The following is an 18,778-nucleotide window of genomic DNA, read 5'->3' as shown; positions in this document are numbered from 1 at the left end:
GTCGGTGGACCGGGGGCGGGTGGACCACCGCCGCGCGAGCGTGGGCAGAGGTATCCTCGCGTACCTTGCCCGGTCGGCGCGCGCATGGCGGGCAGCCTTCCCCCGGATGGGTGGCTGCCGGCGGTTCCCGGCCCCGGTCGAACGGTCGTCAGATCCAGTCGAGCAGTTCGGCGGCCAGCATCTCCTGGGGGCACGGCCAGGCCGAACCACAGGTGCAGGTGTCCGGACCGCCGGCCGGATCGTTGGTGCGGTGGTGGCAGTCGAAGATCTCGGCGACAACGTGCCGGTACCTGTCGAACTCTTCGTCGATGCCCGTCATGTGGGCAGTCCCGCTGGGTGTGGCGATCATGGCGACCTCCTGGTGCCACGGTTTCCTGAACTTACATACGCACGCAGGCCGCCCTTGGTTCTGTCCGGGCGTGCCGAAGACGCGAGTTGAGGGAGCACCCTCGCCGGTTTCCTACCGGTCCGTGGACTGTTGGCAATGATTGCCGAGGGAGACCAACAATCATTGTTTTGATGCGCTGTGGCAAGGCCGTGTCGCGCGGATTAAGTCCACTGGGCGCAGCCCGGACTGCCGTAACTGCGCGTACCGTTGACGCGCGTATACGGCGGGTCGGCCCGTGCGCCTGAAGTACGCTCGACCGGTTCCGGGTGATCGCCTTGCCGCGAGGTCCGCGCCGGCTCGGGCGCGGCGCGGCGGGTGGGCTGGACCGACCATGCGATTGGGGACGCTGATGACCGACCTGGGCCCGAACCCGCCTGCCCCGGAGCCGGACGACCTGCCGGACTCCGGGCGGGAGGGAGCGGACAGGCCGCACGGCCCGGCGGACGACCTGCCGGACCCGACGGCGCCCGAGGACCCCGTGCCCGGCGGCGGGTTCGACAGCGGCGCCAAAACCGGCGAGAACACCCCGGAGGGCCCCGGCAAACCGGCCGGCGGCACCGGCCGCACGGCCCGGGCGGTCGACGTGGGCCCCGGGGCCGCGACGGGCGGCGGCGCCGGCGACCCGGGCGGCAGCCGCCCCGGCCAGGGCAACGGTTCGCGCGTGCCCTTCCCGTCGCCGCGCAGCGCCGCGGACGACGGCCTGCTCCCGCTGCTGGACGGCAGCGGCCCGCCGCCGCCCGAGGGCCCCGGTCCGGCCGTCCCCGACCCCGCCGACCCCGGCGACCTGTCATGGGCCGAGGACGACTGGAGCGACGCGCTGATGCGGGCCCGTCGGGCGGGCCGGGCGTACGTCTACCTCAACCTCGTCGAGCAGCGCCTGCGCGCGGTGGTCCGGGAGGTCCTGCAACCGGTCTACGGGACCGTCGAGACCGCCGCGTACGACGACGGCGCGTGGGTCGTCGCCGCGGCCGGCCCCACACAGAGCGAATGGGTCGAACGCGCCGAGGCGGTACGCGAGATGAGCCGCCGCCGGGGCTACATCGTGGACCCCGCCGACGACGACCTCGTGGCGTTCCTGACGCTGCCGCAGCTGCGCGAGCTGCTGGTGCGCAACTGGTGGTGCTTCGCGCCCTACCTCACGGACCGCCGCTCGCTCGAACGGGCCCTGGAGGAGGTCGAGATCGGCCGCCACATCGTGGCCCGCAACCGCGTCCTGTCACCGGACGTGCTGCGGCAGGTCGAGCGCGCCTGCACCCGCGTGCTCGCCGAACTCGACGGCCGCCTCGGCCGCCACGCCGGCGAACGCCTCGCGCTCGACGCGGTAGAAGAGCTGTTCTCGGGCCGCTACGGCGACTTGGTCGCGGTCTTCCCCGACCGTTCGTCGCTACAACGGAAGTTGCCCTTCGCCGACCTGGTGGGCGAGGCGACTGCGATCGACGCCATGGGCGTCTCGCTCAACCTGCTGTGCCAGAACTACTCGGGCCGCGAACTGCACCGGCTGGCCGCGGCCGGATGCCACATGCGGCTGCTGTTCCTCAACCCCGCGGGCGACGCGATGCGCCAGCGCGAGAAGGACGAAGGGGTCAAGCGCGGGATACTGTCGCGGCTGACCACGCTCAACATCCTGCACGCCCGCAAGATCCGGGCGAAGCTCGCCGAGCCGGGCCGCATCGAAATCCGGCTCTACGAGGAGACGCCGCGCTTCAACGCCTATCTGGTCGACGGGGACGCCGCGGTCGTGCAGCCGTACCTGCGGCGCTCGCGCGGCGTCGAGTCGCCGTCCTTCGTGATGCGCTCGGGGAACGACGCGGTCGACCCCCGGCGCGGGCTGTTCACCTTGTTCCAGGAGGAGTTCGACCAGTTGTGGGAGGCCGGCAAGCGCACCGCGTGACGCCGCGCCCGCCGACCTCCCCGCGTCGGTTGCGCGAACGTCACACGGAGGGCAGGTACTTGTACCCCACGCGGTGCACGGTGGACAGGCGGCGCTTGTGCCGTCCGCCGACCTTGCGCCGCAGGCGCGCGACGTGGACGTCGACGGTGCGCCCCTCACCCGAGTCCGGGTAGCCCCACACCGCGTCCATCAGCTGACGCCGCGTGAACACGCGCCGCGGGTTGCCCAACAGGTGCGCCAGCAGCCCGAATTCGAGGTACGTGAGCTGGAGCACGCGGTCGTCGACCGTGGCGGTCCGCCCCGACAGGTCGAGGCGGAGGCCGTCGTCCTCCAGGACGATGTCGGCGACTTCGGTGTAGTCGGGTACGGCGTGCAGCGTGCGTGTCGGGAGCGCGACCACCGGGGCCGCGGCGGACAGGTGAGCCGCGGGCCGAGCGGCCGGGTGAGCGGCAGGGTGGACTGCCGGATGCACGGCCGGGTGCGCGGCGGCCGGATAGGCGGAGGCCGGGTAGGCGGCGGTCGGGTAGCTGGTCCGGGCGGCGGAGACGGCGTGCGTCATGGGTCGATGTCCCTTCGGGTACGCCGTTCGAGCGCACGTCGCGGCGGCGCGCGTAAGGGCGCGCTACCTTCCGCGGTGCGGCGGTTCGGTCGGCGTGGATCGGAAGCCCGGCCGCGGTACGGCGGCGACAGGCGGAAGCTCGGGAAACGGAGGGTCGGACGGCTCAGGGGTGACGGAACGTCAGCAAGCCGGACACACGCAGCTGCACACGCGGCAGAAGTCCACCGCGCGTCGCCGGGTCAGGGTCCTCCGATGCATGGGCACCATCCTAGGCGACCATGTGGTGTCGACGCATCAGCCGGTCCGAGTCGTGAGACCGACGCGGCGGTCGGCAGTAAGGTACTGCGCACCACGGCGCGTCGATCACCGGCTCCGCGCCGGAAACCGGGGGTGCGGTCATGACAGGTGTCCCGTACGGCATCGAGGTGTCGTCGGAGCCGGCCATCCGCCATCCGGGTGTGCGGGAGAAGCTCAACTCCTCGCGCCGGTCCGGACGTTCGTTCTCCTTCGGCTGCACGGCGGTGTTCGCCGCGCTGGCCGCCGGGGCCTTCGTGGCCGCGGCGCTGTGGTCCGGTGTGATGGCCGTCGTCGGCGGCGTGCTCGTCATCGTGGTCCTGGCCGGGGTCGTGGTCATTGCCGCGTCCGGGGCGGAGGACCGCCACTTGAGCCGCGTCCTGAACGCGTACACCTGGCAGGCGTGGCCGGCGCGCTGGGCCGTCGACGCAGAGGAAGGCACGCTGTTCGCCGACCTGGAGAGCACCGACGGCCGCACCGTACGCATGGCCGTGCCGGATCTCGGCGACGACGTCTTCGGCGACCGAGCCGACGGCGAGCACCTGTGGTTCGCGGGCGACGCCCGGTTCGGCGGTGTCCTCGCGAGGCCCGGCGTGCCCACGTGGATTGTCTCCGTGATGCGGGAGACCCTGGGCGACGAACCGGGCTCCGAACTGGCCGACCGCACCGCGCGGGAAGCGAAGCTCATGCCCAAGGGCAGGCACCCCGCCCCGTGACCGTCGGCCGCCTGGCGCCGGTCAGCTCTCCACGGCCATGCGCACGCCCAGCAACAGCAGTACGCCGCCGGAGACCTGCTCCAGGCGCTTGCGCACGCCCGCGCGCGAGATGACGCCCTTCATGCGCACGACGAACCACACGTACAGGCCGTAGTAGCCGATTTCGAAGACCGCCCACAGCGCGGCGAGGGCGACCATCGTGGGCAGTTGTGGGGCGTCGGACGGTACGAACTGCGGCAGGAACGACATCGCGAAGATCGCCGCCTTGGGGTTCGCGAGGTTGACCACCAGGCCCATGCGGTACGACGCCCAGCCCGACCGCGCCGCCGCCTCGTCCCCGTCCCCTTCCGCGGCCCCGCCCTTGCGCCGCCACGCGGCCCGCAGCGTCTGCACGCCGAACAGGATGAGCACACCCGCGCCGACGATCCGCATGACGTCGTAGGCCACCTCGGAAGCCGCCAGCAGCGCGGTCAGCCCGAATGCCGCCACCACGCCCCACACGAACACGCCCGTCTCGTTGCCGAGCACGGTGAGGAAGCCCGCCCGCTTGGAGCGCAGCGACTCCTTGATGATGAGCATCGTGCTCGGGCCCGGCGCGGCGGCGACGACGATGCAGGCGCCGAGGAAGGCGATCAGCGTGGTCAGCATCCGCTCATGCTCGGCCCGCCCCGCACCCGTGTCCAGCGAAAATCCCGCGACGCCCGAAGGCGCGGGGCGCGACGGGTCAGAACGCGTGCCAGCGGGAGGTCGTGTCGCCGGTGCGCAGGCAGCGCACACGGTGCTCGAACTCCTCCTCCGCGGACGGATTGCCCGGCACGTGCTGCGCGACCCACGCCGTGGCGGCCAGCTCGCGCACGGCGCGCAGCACCGGGTAGCAGTCCCACCCGGTCACGTCGAAGCCGTACTTCTTCGCGAAGCGTTCCGCCTCGCTCTCCGGGAGGCCATAGCGCACGGCCGCCATCGGGATCAGCATGAGGTCGAGTTCGCGCAGGTCGTGCGCGACGTTCTCGAGGTCGAGCAGCATCGCCCGGCCGCCGTGCACGCCGACGTTGCGCAGCAGCGCGTCGCCGTGGATGACGCCGGGCGGCAGGGCGGGCACCACGCGGGCGTACGCCTCGGCCAGTTCGTCCCGGCGGGACAGCAGGAACCGCCGGTCGTCCAGGTGCACCGCGGCGTCGGCCGAGTCGAGCCAGGTCTCGACGAGCGCGAGCGGCTCGCGCGGCGGCAGCGCGAACGGCGGCTCCGGCAGCGCGTGCAGGCGCTTGAGCAGCTTCGCGAGGTCGCGTACGTCCGGCTCCCGGTCGGCCGGCGGCAGCAGCTCCCAGAACGTCACCGGCCGTTCCGACACCACCAGCGGCTCCGCGGCCACCTGGACCGCGGGACGCACCGTCGGGAAGTCCTCCTCGGCGAGCCAGCGGGCCACCGCCATCTCGCGCCGGGCGCGTTCGAGAAGGTGCGCACCGCGCGCGATGCGTGCCACGACGCCGACGCAGGGCAGCGCGAAGACCGCGTTCTCGCCGTAGGCCAGCAACTCGGCCGCGTCGGCCGCGCCGGGGTCGATCCCGGCCGTGTTGCAGGCGCGCGCGAGAACCGTCCGCTCCACCGCCGCTGTGTCGATCACCGGAAGATGGTACTGCCGTGCGTGGTGTCCTCCGCCGCACTTGCGGGTTCTGGCTGCCCCGGCGGCGGGCCCGTGACGCGACCGCAACACCGGGGCCGACCAGTGCACTTGCCGTGGCGGCAACATCCGGAACGCGCGGTTCCGGGACAACTCGGGAGCCATCCGACCATTCCGTACGCCTGCGTATGGGGACGTGCCGCCGGGCGACTGCGGGCGGGCATCGTGGGTCGGCCCGGAGCCGCTACGCCGAGCGGTCGAGGGCGGGCCGCACGGTCTCGTCATACCGCGCCAACGCCAGCGCGCCGGCCTCGGGCGTGTCGCCGACCGTGCCGGTGACCACGTCGGCCCCGGCCTCGCGGGCCTGGCGGACGATGCGGTCGGGGAGGTGTCCGGGGGCCAGCATGTAGGAGGCCACCACTATGCGGTCGAAGCCGGTACGGCGCAGGTCGCGTACCGCTTCGCCCACCTCCGGGCTCACCGCGGACGCGAACGCGGTCACCACCGAACCCCACCCGGAACGCCGCCAGCCGCGCGCGAGTTCGGTGAGCGCGGCGTTGGCCTGCGCATCCGTCGACCCCGCCGACGCGAGCACCACGCCGCAGGCCTCGTCACCGGTCCGGACGCCCGCCTCGCGCAACCGCCGCTCCATCGCCGCGACCAGCAGCGGGTGCGGCCCCAGCGGTGCCGCGGCCCGCACGTCGAGGCGCAGTTGCCGTCCCGCCGCGAGCATGGCCGGCACATCGTGCTTCGCGTGGTACGCCGACGACAGCAGCAGCGGCACCGCGACCGCCTCGCGTACGCCCTCCGCCGCCAGGTCCGCGAGCGCCTCCGGCACCCGCGGACCGCAGTGGTCCAGGTACGCCGCCGCCACGCGCACCTTGGGACGCGCCCGCCGGACGCGCGCCACCAGAGCCTCGACGGACGCGGCGTGGCGCGCGTCCCGGCTGCCGTGCGCGATCGCGAGCAGCGCCGGTGCGGCGGTGGCGGTGGTGCGGTTCATGTCCTGCGTCTCGTTCGTGGTCGGTGGTCGGTGGTGGTGATTCGTGATTCGTGGTCCGTGATTCGTGGTTGGCGTGCGTGGTGTGCGGGCGTCGGTCCCGGGGAGCGGGCCTACTTGCCGACCAGCAGACCCCGCTGACGCAGCACGAGCTTCTCCAGCGGAGAGAAGAACAGCAACTCGATGCCGATGCCGACCAGCAGGATCAGGAACACGGCCGTGAGCATCATCGGCATGTCGCCCAGATCCCGGCCCTGGTTCATCAACTGCCCGAGGCCGTACCCGAGGTCCGGGGACGCCGCGATCAGCTCGGCGGCCATCAGCGAGCGCCAGCTGAACGCCCAGCCCTGCTTGAGGCCCGCGAGGTAGCCGGGCAGCGACGCGGGGAGCAGCACGTGCCACACGCCCAGCAGCCCGGTCGCGCCGAGCACCCGGCCCGCCCGGATGAACAGCGGTGGCACCTGGTCGACGCCCGAGATGATGCCCTGCGCGATCGACGGCACCGCGCCCAGCAGCACGACCGCGTAGATCGCGCTGTTGTTGAGGCCGAACCAGATGACCGCCGGGGGGACCCAGGCGACCGAAGGCAGCGACTGGAGGCCGGACAGCAGCGGGCCGATCGCCGCCCGGATCCAGCGCACCCGGGCCACCAGCAGGCCGAGCGGCGTGCCGATCGCGATGGCCATCAGGAACCCGAGGAACGCGCGCTTGAGGCTCACCCACAGGATCGAGTGCACCTCGCCGGCGTTCCACTGCACCATGAAGGCGTCCCAGACGTCCTTGGGACTCGGCAGCGCGTAGCGCGGCTTGACCTCGGCCCAGTAGGCGATCTGCCACACGAGCAGCAGGAACGCGATGGCCAGGATCGGCGGGCCGACCTTGCCGAGCGCGGTGCGCCACAGCGGGGTGCGGTCCTTCTCGTACGTCTCCAGCGCGTCGAGGCCCGCCTCCAGGCCGGCCACGTCGTCCGAGGTCGCGGGGCCGGGGCGCGCTTCCTCCCCGACCGACTTCGTCAGGTCAGTGCTTGCCATGGCGGCGGATCTCCCCTCGGAGCTCTTCGGTGATCTCGATCGACAGCGCCGAGACGTCCGGCGACTCGATGCGCCGGGGCTGCGGGATGTCGATGGTCCACTCGCGGGCGATGCGCCCGGGGCGGGAGGACATCAGGACGACGCGCTGCGCCAGGCGTACCGCCTCGCGCACGTTGTGCGTGACGAAGATGACGGAGCGGCCGCCCGCGACGGAGTCGCCCGACTGCCCGGCGGCCCAGATGCGGGTGAGCTCGTCGTGCAGCACGTCGCGCGTGATGGCGTCCAGCGCCGCGAACGGCTCGTCCATCAGCAGCACGTCGCCCGACTGCGCAAGGGCGCGGGCCAGCGCGACGCGCTGCCGCATGCCGCCGGAGAGTTCGTGCACGCGCTTGTCGTACGCCGTCTCCAGGCGCACCAGCGCCAGCAGCTTCTGCGCCTCCTCGCGCCGCTGCTCGCGCGGCACGCCGCGCAGCTTCAGCGCGAGCTCGACGTTCTTCCCGGCCTTGAGCCACGGGAACAGCGCGTGCTCCTGGAACATCAGCGCCGGGCGGCCACCGCGCACGTCGATGGTGCCCGCCGTGGGCTTGTCCAGGTCCGCGACGAGGTTGAGGAGCGTCGACTTGCCGCAGCCCGAGGCACCGAGGAGGCAGACGAACTCCCCAGGTGCCACGGTCAGATCGATGTTGTCGAGCACCGGCGGACCGTCCGCGCGGCCGAAGACCTTGGACACCTTGGACAGGCGGACGGCGTACGCGTCGGTGCCCCCGGTGCCGCTCGCGCCGGGCGCGGGGGAGTCGGCCGTGACCGGCTGCTCGTGCACTGTCTGGGACATCGCGTCCACCCTTCCCGGTGGTTTTCGCCGCTGTTCGGAACCCGGGGCGGGGACGGGCCGGCCAGAGCCCGTCCCCGCGGCCCGCTACTTCTTGGTGCCGAGGCCCGCGTCGGCGACAGCGGGCTTGCCGCTCGCCGTCAGGAGCTTGTTGAGGATCGCCAGGTCGTAGATGCCGTTGATGTCGGCATCCTTGGTCACGCCGACCTTGACGCCGTCGTCCTTGAGCTTCAGCAGCGACGCGGCAAGCGGGTCGTTGGTGACCTCGATGTTCGGCCAGGCGGCGTCGATGACGGCCTGCGGCAGTTCCTTCTTGGTGTACTCCAGGAGCTGCGCGTTGACGGACGCCTTCGCCTTGTCCGCGTTCGCGTTGATCCACTCGGTGGTGGCCAGCTGGCCGCGCAGCAGCGCCTCGACGGTGTCGGGGTGCTTGTCCAGGAAGTCCTTGCGGACGATCAGGTTCGTGGTGACGAACTTGCCTTCCGGCCACAGCGTGCGCTCGTCGACCAGCACCTTGCCGCCGGCCTCCTGCACGAGGCGGGTCGCCCACGGCTCGGGCAGCCAGCCGCCGTCCAGCTCGCCGCTCTTGAACAGCGCGAGGGTCTGGGCGTTGTCGGTCGGCACGATGCTCACGTCGCCGCCGCCCCGGGTATCGGTCTTGAGGCCGTTGGACGCGAGCCAGGCGCGGACCGCGACGTCCTGCGTGCCGCCGAGCTGCGGCGAGGCGATCTTCTTGCCCTTGAGGTCGGCCGGGCCGTTGATGCCCGCCTTCACGACCAGCGAGGCGCCGCCGGACGTGGTGCCCGCGACGATGCGCAGCAGCTCGCCGTTGGTCGAGGTGAAGCCGGAGATCGACGGGTTCGGGCCGATGTACGTGGCGTCCAGCGAGCCGCCCTTCAGCGCCTCGATGGCCGCGGGGCCGGCGTTGAAGACCGTCGGGGTGATCTTGGTGTTGCCGAGCTCCTTGGTGTAGAAGCCCTCCTTGAGACCGACCAGCGGCGTGGCGTGCGTGACGTTCGCGAAGAAGCCGAGGCGCAGCTCGGAGGCCGAGTTGGACTTGGCCGCGGTGGAGGCGCCCGGGGACTGCTGGGCGGCCGCGGGGTCGGTCTTCTTGTCGTCGTCCGAGCCGTAGCCGCAGGCGGACAGCAGGGCGAACATGGGGACGATTGCGACGGCTATCGCGGTTCGTACCGATCTGCGGCGTTGGAGACGGGCAGCAGGCATGAGGGACCTTCCCTGGGTGACCGTGCAGGGGCACGGAAGTCGGTGGGCGTGAAGGGGACGTGAGCTACGGACGTCTGCCGGATCCCGGGGCGGGATCGGCTAGAGACATCGCTCCGCAGCGGGGTCCGCGTCGCCGCGCCGACCGGAGTCCACGAACGCCGGACCGGCCATGCCGGCCGTCAGGGTCGAGCCGTCCGCCTCGTCGATGAGCAGGAAGGAACCCGTGCGGCGGCCGGCCGCGTACGGGTCGAGCGCGAGCGGCTGAGCCGTGCGCAGCACCACGTGGGCGATGTCGTTCGGGTGCAACTCGCCCGGGGAGGGCTGCTGTTCGAGCGTCTGGATGTCGACGCGGTAGGGGATCTCCTTCACGATCGCCTTGACCGTGCGGGTCGTGTGCTTGAGCAGTACGCGGTCGCCGGGCCGCAGCGGCTTGTCCGCGACGTGGCACACCGTGGCCTCGATGTCCTGCGTGGCGACCGGCGCGTCCTCGGCCGGGGCGATCAGGTCGCCGCGCGAGACGTCGACGTCCGTCGACAGGCGGATGGTGACCGACTCGCCCGCCTGCGCGCGGTCGACGGTCGCGCCGAGCCGGTCGATGCCCTCGATCGTGGAGCGCGAACCGGACGGCAGCACGACGACGGGGTCGCCGGTGCGGAACACGCCGGACGCGACCTGGCCCGCGTAGCCGCGGTAGTCACGGAACTCGTCGTCGCTCTGCGGGCGCAGCACGAACTGCACCGGGAAGCGGGCCGGTCCCTGCTCCTCCTGGCCGCCGGTCCCGACGGTCTCCAGGAACTCCAGGAGGGTCGGGCCGCCGTACCAGTCCATGTGCGCCGACGGGTCCACCACGTTGTCGCCCCGCAGCGCCGAGACCGGGATCGTGGCGACGTCCGGCACGCCCAACTCGCGGGCGAACGCGGTGAATTCGTTGGCGACCGAGGCGAAGACCGCCTCGTCGTAGTCGACCAGGTCCATCTTGTTCACGGCGAGGACCACGTGCGGTACGCGCAGCAGCGCCGCCACCGCGGCGTGCCGGCGCGTCTGCTCCACCACGCCGTTGCGGGCGTCCACCAGCACGACGGCGAGTTCCGCCGTTGAGGCGCCGGTCACCATGTTGCGCGTGTACTGCACGTGCCCCGGGGTGTCGGCGAGGATGAACCGGCGCTTGGCGGTGGCGAAGTAGCGGTACGCCACGTCGATCGTGATGCCCTGCTCGCGCTCGGCGCGCAGCCCGTCGGTGAGGAGGGCGAGGTCGGCCTCCTCCATGCCGCGGTCCCGGCTGACCCGCTCGACGGCCTCCAACTGGTCGGAGAGCACCGACTTGGAATCGTGCAGCAGGCGGCCGACCAGCGTGGACTTGCCGTCGTCGACCGACCCGGCGGTGGCCAGGCGCAGCAGGCCGACGGGCGCGTCCACGGTGTCCTCCGCGGCGGCCGTACCGGAGTTCTGGCTGGTCATCTTAGAAATATCCCTCGCGCTTGCGGTCTTCCATCGCGGCCTCGGACAGCTTGTCGTCCGCGCGCGTGGCACCCCGTTCGGTCAGTCGGCTCACCGCGATCTCGGCGATCACCTCGGCCACCGTGGCGGCCGGGGAGTCCACGGCTCCGGTACAGCTCATGTCGCCGACGGTGCGGTAGCGCACGACGCGGCGCTCGACCGTCTCGCCGTCCTTCGGGCCGCCCCACTCGCCCGGGGCGAGCCACATGCCGTTGCGCAGGAACACGTCGCGCTCGTGGGAGAAGTAGATCTCCGGGAGCGGGATCTCCTCGCGCTCGATGTACTGCCACACGTCCAGCTCGGTCCAGTTGGACAGCGGGAAGACGCGGACGTGCTCGCCGACGCGGTGCCGGCCGTTGTAGAGGTTCCACAGCTCGGGGCGCTGGCGGCGCGGGTCCCACTGGCCGAACTCGTCGCGCAGCGAGAACACCCGCTCCTTGGCGCGCGCCTTCTCCTCGTCGCGGCGTCCGCCGCCGAAGACGGCGTCGAAGCGGTTCTTCTCGATCGCGTCGAGCAGCGGCACCGTCTGCAGCGGGTTGCGCGTCCCGTCGGGGCGCTCGCTGAGGCGGCCGTTGTCGATGAACTCCTGGACGTGGCCCACGTACAGGCGCAGCCCGTGCTCGGCCACCGTGCGGTCGCGGTACTCGATGACCTCGGGGAAGTTGTGGCCCGTGTCGACGTGCAGCAGCGCGAACGGGATCTGCGCCGGCCAGAACGCCTTGCGGGCCAGGTGCAGCATGACGATCGAGTCCTTGCCGCCGGAGAAGAGGATCACCGGCCGCTCGAACTCGCCCGCGACCTCGCGGAAGATGTGCACGGCCTCGGCTTCGAGGGCGTCGAGGTGGCTGAGCGCGCCGGGCGCGGAGAGTTCGACCGCGGTTGTCACTTCCGCCTCCAGGGGGTGGAGCAGGGGTTAGGGCAGGTCGTCGGGTGGTCGGTGCGGGGGCCGCGCATCAGTGGATCCCGCACTCGGTCTTGGCGCGGCCGGCCCAGCGGCCCGCCCGTGGGTCCTCGCCGGGTGCCACGCGGCGCGTGCAGGGCTCGCAGCCGATCGAGGCGTACCCGTCCATCAGCAACGGGTTGGTGAGGACGCCGTGTTCGAGGATGTACGCGTCGACCTGGTCCTGGTTCCAGCGCGCGATCGGGGAGATCTTGACCTTGCGCTTCTTGGCGTCCCAGCCGACGACCGGCGTGTCCGCGCGCTCCGGGGAGTCGTCGCGGCGCAGGCCGGTCGCCCACGCGTCGTAGCCGTCCAGGCTGGTCTGCAGCGGCGCGACCTTGCGCAGTGCGCAGCACCGGTCGGGGTCGCGATCGTGCAGCTTGGGACCGTACTCGGCGTCCTGCTCCGCGACGGTCTGGCGCGGCGTCAGGGTGATGACGTTGACGGGGTAGACGGCGGCGACCGCGTCGCGTGTGCCGATCGTCTCGACGAAGTGGTAGCCGGTGTCCAGGAAGACGACGTCGATGCCCGGCTGCACGCGCGAGGCGAGGTGGGCGAGGACCGCGTCCTCCATGGACGAGGTGACGCACCAGCGGTGACCGAAGGTCTCCGAGGCCCAGGCGAGGATCTCCTCGGCGGTGGCGTCCTCGAGTTCGCGTGCGGCGGTCAGGGCGAGCTGCTCCAACGCCTCGTCCGTGTGGGTCGCGGTCACTGCCCCTCCTTCGCTGAATTCGGTATCGGGCCGGCGGCGGTGCCGTCGGCGGGTGCGGCCACGGAGGCCGGGGCCTCCTGGAAGACCAGGCCGAGGTACTTCAGGGTGAACGCGCGGCGGCACGCCCCGCAGAGCCAGGCTCCGTGGCCCTCTTCGTGGGGCCGCAGGTCCTCGTCGCCGCAGTACGGGCAGTAGAAGGGCGCCGCGCGTTCCGTCACGAGAGATCCGCCTCCGTGGCGCGCGCGGCCCACTGGGCGAAACGCTCGCCGTCGGTGCGCTGTTCCTCGAACCTGCGGACGACGCGCTCGACGTAATCCGGCAGTCCGGCCGCGGTCACCTTGAGGCCGCGGACCTTGCGCCCGAAGCCGGGGTCGAATCCGAGGCTGCCGCCAAGGTGGACCTGGTAGCCCTCGACCTGGTTGCCGTCGTCGTCCAGGACCAGCTGGCCCTTGAGGCCGATGTCGGCGACCTGGATGCGCGCGCAGGCGTTGGGGCAGCCGTTGATGTTGATGGTGAGCGGCTGGTCGAACTCCGGGAGGCGCTGCTCCAGTTCCTCGATGAGGGTCTGGCCGCGGCCCTTGGTCTCGACGATCGCGAGCTTGCAGAACTCGATGCCGGTGCAGGCCATCGTGCCGCGCCGGAACGGGCTGGGCTTGACGCGCAGGCCGAGGGCCTCCAGGCCGTCGACGAGCGAGGCGACCTTGTCCTCGGCGACGTCGAGGACGAGCATCTTCTGCTCGACGGTGGTGCGTACCCGGTCCGAGCCGTGCGCCTCGGCCAGGTCGGCGATCTTGCCGAGCGTGGCGCCGTCGACGCGGCCGACGCGCGGGGCGAAGCCGACGTAGAAGTTGCCGTCGGTCTGGCGGTGCACACCGACGTGGTCGCGCCACACGCCGCTGGGCTGGGCGGGCGCGGGGCCGTCGACCAGCTTGCGCTCGAGGTACTCGTCCTCGAGGACCTGGCGGAACTTCTCCGGCCCCCAGTCGGCGACCAGGAACTTCAGGCGCGCGCGGTTGCGCAGGCGGCGGTAACCGTAGTCGCGGAAGATGCCGATGACGCCTTCCCAGACGTCCGGGACCTCCTCCAGCGGCACCCAGGCGCCGAGGCGTACCGCGAGCTTGGGGTTCGTCGACAGCCCGCCGCCGACCCACAGGTCGAAGCCCGGGCCGTGCTCGGGGTGTTCGACGCCCACGAACGAGATGTCGTTGATCTCGTGCGCCACGTCCAGCAGCGGCGATCCGGAGATCGCCGACTTGAACTTGCGCGGCAGGTTGGAGTACTCGGGCTTGCCGATGTAGCGGCGGTTGATCTCGTCGACGGCCCACGTGCCGTCGATGATCTCCTCCTCGGAGATGCCGGCGACCGGGGAGCCGAGGACGACGCGCGGGGTGTCGCCGCACGCCTCGGTGGTCGACAGGCCGACGCCTTCGAGGATGTTCCAGATCGCCGGGACGTCCTCGATGCGGATCCAGTGGTATTGGACGTTTTGCCGGTCGGTGATGTCGGCGGTGCCCCGGGCGTACCGCTCGGAGACCTCGGCGACCGCGCGCAGTTGAGCGAGGCTGAGGCGCCCGCCGTCGATGCGCACGCGCAGCATGAAGTACTCGTCGTCGAGCTCGTGCGGCTCCAGCACACCGGTCTTGCCGCCGTCGATCCCGGGCTTGCGCTGCGTGTACAGGCCCCACCAGCGCATGCGGCCGCGCAGGTCGCTGCCGTCGATGGAGTCGAAGCCGCGGTGCGCGTAGACGTTCTCGATCCGGGCGCGGACGTTCAGACCGTCGTCGTCCTTCTTGAACTGCTCATTTGCGTTGAGCGGCTCGCGGTGGCCGAGCGCCCACTGGCCCTCGCCGCGATGGCGGGAGGTCTTGCGGGGTCCGGCGGCCGAGGAGGAGGTGGCCATCAGCGTCCTTTGACGGGGTGTCAGGTGGACGCGCGCCGCACGCGGCGGTCCCGCTCCGCACCGTTTCGGCGCATGGACGCAGGCTGCCGGTACGACCGCGCCCGGCAGTGAGTGGAGCGGGCGGTGGTCGTCAGACCGGCATACAGAACGCGCTGGACATGCGTCCGAGGTCGACATGCAGTCGACCAACGAGGGCGATTCCGGCGCGAGACATGCGGAAAGGTTGGCATGGAGTCGTCATGTCGTCCATCTTCGTCCGCGATTCGAGCGCTCATCCCAAAATATGGACAGTGAGTCTCATTATTCGGGACGATGGGCGATTTGCCACGATTGACAGGTGCCCGGAGTTGCCAATGCGGAGTGTTTGGTTACGGTACCGGAGGTGCTAAGGAGCTGATTGACGTGTCCGGAGACCTGCTCGACCGGCCTGAATGTCGACATGACGACCGCGATGACAGTGCGCGCGGCGACGAGCGCGACCACCGCGAGACCTCGGTCGAGACCCTGCGGTACGCCCTGAACGGCTTCCTGTCCGCGGTCCGCGCCGACCGCCTTGCGCGTACCGCCGGATCCGACTCGCCGCAGGTGCAGCGGCACCGCATCCTCGTCACGCTGGCCGACGAACTGGACCTGGACCCCGCGACCCTGGCGAGCGTGGTCGGTATGCCGCTCGCCCACGTCAGCGGACTCCTGGAGGCGCTCGGGCGCGAGGGCCTGGTCGAGGGCGTGCGCCCCGGGCGCGGGCGGGGCGGGACCGTCGCCCGCCTCACCCCCGCCGGACTGCGCGCCCTCGACGAACTCGACACCGGCTTCCGCAAGCACTGGGAAGCCACCGTCGCCGACCTGCCCGCCGCGGACCTGCTCACCGCGGCCCGCGTGATCAGCCGTCTGACCGGCGTCATCGTCCCGGCACGCTGACGCCGCGCGGGAACCGGCCGGCCTCCCGGATCAGCCGCCGACCGGGTGCGGCCGGGCCCGGTCCACGATCTGGCGTACCTCGACACCGCGCGGCAGCGTCCCGAACATCAGACCGCCCTCACCGCCCAACCGCCCCGCACAGAACGCGTCGGCCACCTCAGGCGGCGACCAGCGCAGCACCAACGACCCCGAGAACAACAGCGCCATGCGCTCGATCAGCCGCCGCGCCCGCACCTCCATGTCGTCCAGGTCCGACAGCTCGACCAGGAAGTCCTTGACCGCCGCGTCGAACCGGTGGTCCGCGCCGCGCGCCTCGCCCACCTCGCGCAGGAAGGCGTCCAGGCACTCGGGCGCCCGGCGCAGTGCCCGCAGCACGTCCAGCGCCTGGACGTTCCCGGAGCCCTCCCAGATCGCGTTGACGGGCGCTTCCTTATATATGCGCGGCATGCCGCTTTCCTCGACATAGCCGTTGCCGCCCAGGCACTCCATGGCCTCGGCCGCCACCGCGATGCCGCGCTTGGTCGTCCAGTACTTGGACACCGCGACCGCGATGCGGAACAGCGCCTGCTGCTGCGCGTCCTCCGCGCGGTACGCCGCCGCGAGCCGCATCGCCATCAGCGTCGTCGCCTCGGACTCCACCGCCAGGTCGGCCAGCACGTTCGTCATCAGCGGCTGGTCGATCAGCGCCCGGCCGCCCACGTGCCGGTACGCGGCGTGGTGCGTCGCCTCCGCGACCGCGCGCCGCATCAGCGCCGCCGAGCCGATCGTGCAGTCCAGCCGCGTCGCCGCGACCATGTCGATGATCGTGCGCACGCCGCGGCCCTCGTCGCCCAGCCGCCGCGCCCAGGTGCGCTCGAACTCCACCTCGGACGAGGCGTTCGAGCGGTTGCCGAGCTTGTCCTTGAGCCGCTGGAGCAGGAACACGTTGCGGGTGCCGTCCGGCAGAACGCGCGGCACCAGGAAGCACGTCAGCCCGCCGGGGGCCTGCGCGAGCACCAGGAACACGTCGCACATCGGCGCCGAGCAGAACCACTTGTGCCCGGTCAGCTCGTACTCGCCCGCGGCGGCCAGCGGCACCGCCTCGGTGGTGTTGGCCCGGACGTCGGTCCCGCCCTGCTTCTCGGTCATGCCCATGCCGGCCAGGCAGCCCGGCTTGGTGCCGGGCGGCAGCAGGAGCTGGTCCCCGTACACGGTCGAGGTGAGGCGCGGCTCCCATTCGGCGGCCAGCGCGGGGTCGGTGCGCAGCGCCGGGACGGCGGCGTACGTCATCGACACCGGGCAGCCGTGGCCGCCCTCCGCCTGGCTCCACGTCATGAAGCCGGCGGCCCGCCACACGTGGGCCTCCGGTCCGGGGTCGGACCACGCGGTGCCGGCCAGCCCGAAACCGACGGCGGTGCGCATCAGCGAGTGCCAGGCCGGGTGGAACTCCACCTCGTCGACCCGGTTCCCGTAGCGGTCGTGGGTGTGCAGCACGGGAGTGACCGTGTTGGCCTGCCGGCCCCACTCCTGCGCGGTCTCTGATCCTGCGAGAACGCCCAAATCGTGCAGGCGTTCTACATCGGCGGACGGTGCATGCCTGCGTACGGCCTCGACCAGTACCCGATCCGAACCGAAGACGTCATATCCGGTCAGCGGGGGCGGCTGGTTGGCGACCACGTGGGTAGGACGGCCCATTCCCGATACTTTAGAACCGTGGCAGCGGACAAGAAAGAACGGTCGCCGGTCCGCGGTCCCGGCCGCATCCGGTTGCGGAGCGCACTCTGGCGGATAGTCCGCGAGACGTTCATCTCGTGTTACGAGAACCGGGTCACCGGCCTGGCCGCGGAGGCCGGCTTCTTCATGCTGCTGTCGCTGCCCCCGTTGCTGCTCGGCCTCGCCGGGACCATCGGCTACCTGCAGGGCGCCATCGGCCAGGACACCATCGACGGCCTCAAAGAGGACATCATCGACGGCAGCGGCAGCGTGCTGTCGCAGAAGAGCGTCGACCAAGTCGTCGTCCCGCTCGTCAACGACGTCTTCTCGTCGGGCCGCGCGGACATCATCTCGGTCGGCTTCGTCATCGCCCTGTGGTCCGGCTCGCGCGCGCTCAACGTGTACGTCGACACGATCACGATCATGTACGGCCTGTCCGGCAAGCGCGGCATCGTCAAGACCCGCCTGCTGTCCTTCAGCCTGTACGTCGTCGGCCTGGTGCTCGGCATGTTCCTGATCCCGCTGCTGCTGGCCGGGCCGGAGCTGGTGGTCAAGGCGTTCCCGCACTTCGCGGGCACGGTCCACATCCTGTACTGGCCGGTGCTCGTCATCCTGTCGGTCTGCTTCCTCACCACGCTCTACCACGTGTCCGTCCCGGTCCGGACCCCGTGGCGCGAGGACATCCCGGGTGCGCTCGTCGCCCTGCTGCTGTGCATCCTCGGCAGCTTCCTGCTGCGCGTGTACCTGGCGACCACGGTCGACGGACCCAGCGTCTACGGCTCGCTCGCCGCACCCGTCGCGGTCCTGGTGTGGATGTACTTCGCGGCGATGGCGATCCTCATCGGCGCCGCCATGAACGCCGCGATCGACCAGGTCTGGCCGAGCCACGAGACCGCGCAGGCGCGTGCCGAGGCGGAGAAGGAGCGCGCGGCGGCGGAGATCGCCAGCGCGATGGCGACCGTACGCCGGGCCGGTCGACACCGCGGTCTGCCGGAGGACTGGGACCCGTCCGCCAACGACGACACCGTGGACCTGATCGCCCCCGATCCGGGCGCGGACGACGGCGAGCCGCCCGCGGAGTTCCCGGAGCGCTGGGCCAACTACGCGCCCCCGCGCGGCAACCGGCCCGAGGGCCGCAACGGGACACGCCGGCTGGACGCCGGTTCCCCCCCGGTGCAGATGCCGACCGGGCAGACCCCGCCGGGGCTTTCGCTGGACGAGCAGCTGTGGCCGCCGGTACGGCCCACGTCGGGTCCGCCGGACGAGCACTTCCGCAACGACCCCCGGTGAGCAGCGGGCAACCGCGAGGCCGGTCGGCCATCGGCGCAACGGGACTGCCTCGTGGGGGGCGGCTGTCGTATACTCGATGAGGCCCACGGGCCCTGGACCTGTCGAGGACGAGACGAAGAGGAGGTGGAGACCGTGATGGCACACGTCACCTGGATGACGGCTGTCGGTGTCGACGGCCCTCCCGCATCCGTCTCATTCCTCCGGGTCCCGGCCGCCGCCTAGCGCTGCCAACCAGCCGCGTCGGCTTCATCAGGGACCCGCATCGAAGGGTCCTTCTCT

Annotated in this window: 19 protein-coding genes; 4 read left to right on the top strand and 15 right to left on the bottom strand. The window is 71.6% G+C overall.

From position 1 onward, the window contains the following. Positions 1–148: 148 nt before the first annotated feature. On the bottom strand, positions 149–349 hold the full coding sequence (locus ACWD12_RS30455; RefSeq protein WP_358358726.1) for a hypothetical protein: 201 nt from the start codon (positions 347–349) through the stop codon (positions 149–151). Between the two features lie 370 nt (positions 350–719). Here ACWD12_RS30455 and ACWD12_RS30450 point away from each other — a divergent pair, with 370 nt between their 5' ends. Beyond that, entirely contained in the window at positions 720–2,279 is a 1,560-nt protein-coding gene (locus ACWD12_RS30450; RefSeq protein WP_450102237.1) for an SAV2148 family HEPN domain-containing protein, read from the top strand. Positions 2,280–2,319: 40 nt separating this feature from the next. Here ACWD12_RS30450 and ACWD12_RS30445 read toward each other — a convergent pair whose 3' ends face one another. Next, on the bottom strand, positions 2,320–2,838 hold the full coding sequence (locus ACWD12_RS30445; protein WP_450102236.1) for a winged helix-turn-helix domain-containing protein: 519 nt from the start codon (positions 2,836–2,838) through the stop codon (positions 2,320–2,322). Positions 2,839–3,236: 398 nt separating this feature from the next. On the opposite strand from ACWD12_RS30445, the gene ACWD12_RS30440 reads away from it, so the two are divergent. Then, positions 3,237–3,848, top strand: a complete 612-nt coding sequence (locus ACWD12_RS30440) for a hypothetical protein (protein WP_450102235.1) — start codon at positions 3,237–3,239, stop codon at positions 3,846–3,848. Between the two features lie 21 nt (positions 3,849–3,869). Here the strand turns inward: ACWD12_RS30440 and ACWD12_RS30435 are convergent, their stop codons facing one another. The 12 genes from ACWD12_RS30435 to ACWD12_RS30380 all read right to left on the bottom strand — a co-directional run bounded on the left by ACWD12_RS30435 (position 3,870) and on the right by ACWD12_RS30380 (position 14,813). Continuing rightward, positions 3,870–4,496 (bottom strand): LysE family translocator, encoded by a 627-nt coding sequence (locus tag ACWD12_RS30435; protein ID WP_358358714.1) that lies wholly within the window; start codon positions 4,494–4,496, stop codon positions 3,870–3,872. 76 nt (positions 4,497–4,572) lie between these two features. Beyond that, on the bottom strand, positions 4,573–5,469 hold the full coding sequence (locus ACWD12_RS30430) for a phosphotransferase enzyme family protein (protein WP_450102234.1): 897 nt from the start codon (positions 5,467–5,469) through the stop codon (positions 4,573–4,575). 241 nt (positions 5,470–5,710) lie between these two features. After that, positions 5,711–6,469 (bottom strand): sirohydrochlorin chelatase, encoded by a 759-nt coding sequence (locus ACWD12_RS30425; RefSeq protein WP_450102233.1) that lies wholly within the window; start codon positions 6,467–6,469, stop codon positions 5,711–5,713. 110 nt (positions 6,470–6,579) lie between these two features. After that, positions 6,580–7,497, bottom strand: coding sequence for an ABC transporter permease (locus tag ACWD12_RS30420; protein ID WP_358358707.1), 918 nt, complete (start codon positions 7,495–7,497; stop codon positions 6,580–6,582). Beyond that, the gene (locus tag ACWD12_RS30415; RefSeq protein WP_358358705.1) at positions 7,484–8,329 is read right to left on the bottom strand and encodes an ABC transporter ATP-binding protein; all 846 of its coding nucleotides are present in this window, start codon (positions 8,327–8,329) and stop codon (positions 7,484–7,486) included. The genes ACWD12_RS30420 and ACWD12_RS30415 overlap by 14 nt, the downstream gene beginning before the upstream one ends. 84 nt (positions 8,330–8,413) lie before the next feature. Continuing rightward, positions 8,414–9,550, bottom strand: a complete 1,137-nt coding sequence (locus ACWD12_RS30410; protein WP_450102232.1) for an ABC transporter substrate-binding protein — start codon at positions 9,548–9,550, stop codon at positions 8,414–8,416. Positions 9,551–9,649: 99 nt separating this feature from the next. Beyond that, the gene (locus ACWD12_RS30405; protein ID WP_450102231.1) at positions 9,650–11,008 is read right to left on the bottom strand and encodes a sulfate adenylyltransferase subunit 1; all 1,359 of its coding nucleotides are present in this window, start codon (positions 11,006–11,008) and stop codon (positions 9,650–9,652) included. Between the two features lies 1 nt (position 11,009). Further along, the gene (gene cysD / locus ACWD12_RS30400) at positions 11,010–11,933 is read right to left on the bottom strand and encodes a sulfate adenylyltransferase subunit CysD (RefSeq protein WP_358358698.1); all 924 of its coding nucleotides are present in this window, start codon (positions 11,931–11,933) and stop codon (positions 11,010–11,012) included. A gap of 67 nt (positions 11,934–12,000) precedes the next feature. Beyond that, entirely contained in the window at positions 12,001–12,699 is a 699-nt protein-coding gene (locus ACWD12_RS30395; protein ID WP_450102230.1) for a phosphoadenylyl-sulfate reductase, read from the bottom strand. Next, a complete protein-coding gene (locus ACWD12_RS30390) occupies positions 12,696–12,917 on the bottom strand; it encodes a hypothetical protein (RefSeq protein WP_450102229.1) in 222 nt (73 codons plus the stop codon). Before ACWD12_RS30390 ends, ACWD12_RS30395 begins: the two co-directional genes overlap by 4 nt. Then, positions 12,914–14,599 carry a nitrite/sulfite reductase gene (locus ACWD12_RS30385; RefSeq protein WP_450102228.1) on the bottom strand — a complete coding sequence of 562 codons (1,686 nt, stop codon included), beginning with the start codon at positions 14,597–14,599 and terminating at the stop codon, positions 12,914–12,916. Before ACWD12_RS30385 ends, ACWD12_RS30390 begins: the two co-directional genes overlap by 4 nt. A 130-nt stretch (positions 14,600–14,729) precedes the next feature. Then, positions 14,730–14,813 (bottom strand): putative leader peptide, encoded by an 84-nt coding sequence (locus ACWD12_RS30380; RefSeq protein WP_358358745.1) that lies wholly within the window; start codon positions 14,811–14,813, stop codon positions 14,730–14,732. A gap of 188 nt (positions 14,814–15,001) precedes the next feature. Here ACWD12_RS30380 and ACWD12_RS30375 point away from each other — a divergent pair, with 188 nt between their 5' ends. Continuing rightward, positions 15,002–15,517: a MarR family winged helix-turn-helix transcriptional regulator gene (locus ACWD12_RS30375; RefSeq protein WP_358358687.1), complete on the top strand. Its 516-nt coding sequence runs from the start codon at positions 15,002–15,004 to the stop codon at positions 15,515–15,517. A 30-nt stretch (positions 15,518–15,547) separates the two neighbouring features. Here the strand turns inward: ACWD12_RS30375 and ACWD12_RS30370 are convergent, their stop codons facing one another. Further along, positions 15,548–17,191: an acyl-CoA dehydrogenase family protein gene (locus ACWD12_RS30370; protein ID WP_450102227.1), complete on the bottom strand. Its 1,644-nt coding sequence runs from the start codon at positions 17,189–17,191 to the stop codon at positions 15,548–15,550. 18 nt (positions 17,192–17,209) lie between these two features. On the opposite strand from ACWD12_RS30370, the gene ACWD12_RS30365 reads away from it, so the two are divergent. Next, a complete protein-coding gene (locus ACWD12_RS30365; RefSeq protein WP_358358682.1) occupies positions 17,210–18,499 on the top strand; it encodes a YihY/virulence factor BrkB family protein in 1,290 nt (429 codons plus the stop codon). The last annotated feature ends 279 nt before the right edge of the window (positions 18,500–18,778 follow it).

The organism is Streptodolium elevatio (assembly GCF_053592165.1).
This window is presented reverse-complemented; position numbering and strand designations above follow the sequence as displayed.

Bases quoted from the DNA above. Each gene is read 5' to 3' on its own strand.
- ACWD12_RS30410 (WP_450102232.1), bottom strand. From the start codon at position 9,550: ATGCCTGCTGCCCGTCTCCAACGCCGCAGATCGGTACGAACCGCGATA.
- ACWD12_RS30435 (WP_358358714.1), bottom strand. From the start codon at position 4,496: ATGCTGACCACGCTGATCGCCTTCCTCGGCGCCTGCATCGTCGTCGCC.
- ACWD12_RS30370 (WP_450102227.1), bottom strand. From the start codon at position 17,191: ATGGGCCGTCCTACCCACGTGGTCGCCAACCAGCCGCCCCCGCTGACC.
- ACWD12_RS30415 (WP_358358705.1), bottom strand. From the start codon at position 8,329: ATGTCCCAGACAGTGCACGAGCAGCCGGTCACGGCCGACTCCCCCGCG.
- ACWD12_RS30445 (WP_450102236.1), bottom strand. From the start codon at position 2,838: ATGACGCACGCCGTCTCCGCCGCCCGGACCAGCTACCCGACCGCCGCC.
- ACWD12_RS30425 (WP_450102233.1), bottom strand. From the start codon at position 6,469: ATGAACCGCACCACCGCCACCGCCGCACCGGCGCTGCTCGCGATCGCG.
- ACWD12_RS30420 (WP_358358707.1), bottom strand. From the start codon at position 7,497: ATGGCAAGCACTGACCTGACGAAGTCGGTCGGGGAGGAAGCGCGCCCC.
- ACWD12_RS30450 (WP_450102237.1), top strand. From the start codon at position 720: ATGCGATTGGGGACGCTGATGACCGACCTGGGCCCGAACCCGCCTGCC.
- ACWD12_RS30440 (WP_450102235.1), top strand. From the start codon at position 3,237: ATGACAGGTGTCCCGTACGGCATCGAGGTGTCGTCGGAGCCGGCCATC.
- ACWD12_RS30455 (WP_358358726.1), bottom strand. From the start codon at position 349: ATGATCGCCACACCCAGCGGGACTGCCCACATGACGGGCATCGACGAA.
- ACWD12_RS30385 (WP_450102228.1), bottom strand. From the start codon at position 14,599: ATGGCCACCTCCTCCTCGGCCGCCGGACCCCGCAAGACCTCCCGCCAT.
- ACWD12_RS30380 (WP_358358745.1), bottom strand. From the start codon at position 14,813: ATGTCTCGCGCCGGAATCGCCCTCGTTGGTCGACTGCATGTCGACCTC.
- ACWD12_RS30405 (WP_450102231.1), bottom strand. From the start codon at position 11,008: ATGACCAGCCAGAACTCCGGTACGGCCGCCGCGGAGGACACCGTGGAC.